The organism is Acinetobacter sp. GN11, assembly GCF_054823985.1.
Genome location: NZ_JRVL01000268.1, coordinates 1 through 1941 on the forward strand (window position 1 = coordinate 1; position 1941 = coordinate 1941).

Here is a 1941-nt window from a genome sequence, read left to right on the forward strand (position 1 = left end):
TTTAAAAAAAAGTACAACCATAAATTAATAGCGTTTATGGTTGTACTTTTTTAACTAAGCTTATCTGAAATAAGAATATCTTAAAAAGAGCAAAGGCTAGGGAAGCAGTTTCTTAAAGACTAAAGAATTCCTTTGATAATTATAGAGTGCCTGACGGGCATTAGGTAATTCATCAACGCTGACTTGATGAAAACCATGTTCCAAAAACCAGTGGGCGGTACGCGTTGTTAAAACGAATAGCTGACGAATACCTTGTTCTTTGGCTTTTTCTTCAAGGAATTGCAGAATTTGGCTACCACGATTTGATTTACGATAACTTGGATGTACAGCAACACAGGCAATTTCTGCAGAACGAGTTTCGTTAAATTCGGTTGGAATTGGATAAAGCGCAGCACACGCTAGAATCATACCGTCGCGTTCAATAACAGCGAACTGGCTGATTTCTTGCTCCAGACGTTCACGTGAACGATAAACCAAGATGCCTTCTTCTTCCAAGGGACGCAATAAATTCATTAAACCACCCACATCTTTAATATGGGCTGTACGAACTTCTTCATAATGCGCATCGGTAATCATGGTGCCTATACCATCTCGAGTAAATAACTCTTCGAGAAGGGCACCATCATAGGCATAGGAAATGAGATGAACGCGGTGTACACCTGATAAAGACGCTTTTTTTGCTTGTTGCAAATGCAGGGTTAGTGTTGGACTAATGGTTTGATATTGTTGGATATAGTAGTCCAGTTGATGTGGGCTTAATTCACGTAATATTTGTTCATCTTCATTCAGAAGCCCTTGTTGCTCCCCAAGAAAAATGAGTTTATCTGCTTTTAAATAAGTTGCAGTTTTGGTCGCAACTTCTTCTGCCCGCAAGTTAAAGACTTCGCCTGTAGTGGAATAACCTGTTGGCCCCAGTAGCACAATATTATGATTATCAAGGTGTCGTTCAATTGCATCGGTGTCTATTGAACGAACCTCACCTGTAAGCTGGAAATCCATGCCATCACGAATGCCATAAGGTTTAGCAGTCACAAAATTACCTGATACGACATCGATTCGAGCGCCGTACATGGGTGAGTTGGCTAAGCCCATAGAGAGCAATGCTTCAATTTCTAGGCGAATAGAGCCTACCGCACTCATGACACAGCTTAAAGATTCGCGTGTAGTAATACGGCTGTTGTCATAAAAAGGGGTTTCAATTCCTTTCTCTTTAAGATTTTGATTAATTTGCGGACGTGCGCCGTGCACGAGAATTAAGCGAATACCAAGAGAATGCAATAAAGCAATATCATGAATGATATGTTCGAAGTTAGGATGACGGACAGCTTCACCACCAAACATCAATACGAATGTTTTATCGCGGTGAGCATTAATGTAGGGCGCTGAGTGTCGAAACCAGTGTACATAATGCTGGGGGTTATTATGCGACTTTTCTAAAGACTTGCTTGGCATACCGATCTCGAATCAACAGCAAAAAGATATAAAGATGATTCTAAACAAAAAAGATTAAAGCCGCATGTTTTAGATAAAAAAACACCCAAATCTAAGTTTGGGTGTTTAAATTTTTTAAATTAGTGAACTACTCTAATGATTTTATTGCTTTGTTCATTTACCAGCACATAATTTCCGTTCACTTTGTACCATTTTTGGTAGCGACCTGGCTTAGTTAATTTCTGATGTTGACGGTAGTCAATCACGTAACGTGAGTGTTGATATTCACGGGGTACAACCTGACCTGCTCGCCAAACATTACGATGGTCGTCTTTTTTAATCACTTTAACTGTTTTTACTTCATGGTTTTGGTAATTGCCATGGTGATTATGATCGTTAGGTGCTGCCATTGCTGTTGTTGCAACTAAACCACTGAGTGAAAGAACAATTGCTGTTGTTAGTTTTTTCATTGTAAACCTCGAATGATGAATTAAATTTCAATAACTAAAG

Annotated in this window: 2 protein-coding genes; both read right to left on the reverse strand. The window is 39.2% G+C overall.

Annotated elements, in window-relative coordinates; all coding sequences use genetic code 11:
- Window positions 1-96: 96 nt before the first annotated feature.
- Entirely contained in the window at window positions 97-1452 is a 1356-nt protein-coding gene (gene argA, locus NL42_RS17845) for an amino-acid N-acetyltransferase (RefSeq protein ID WP_107882288.1), read from the reverse strand.
- 119 nt (window positions 1453-1571) lie between these two features.
- Window positions 1572-1901, reverse strand: coding sequence for an RcnB family protein (locus NL42_RS17850; RefSeq protein ID WP_461313772.1), 330 nt, complete (start codon window positions 1899-1901; stop codon window positions 1572-1574).
- Between the last annotated feature and the right edge of the window lie 40 nt (window positions 1902-1941).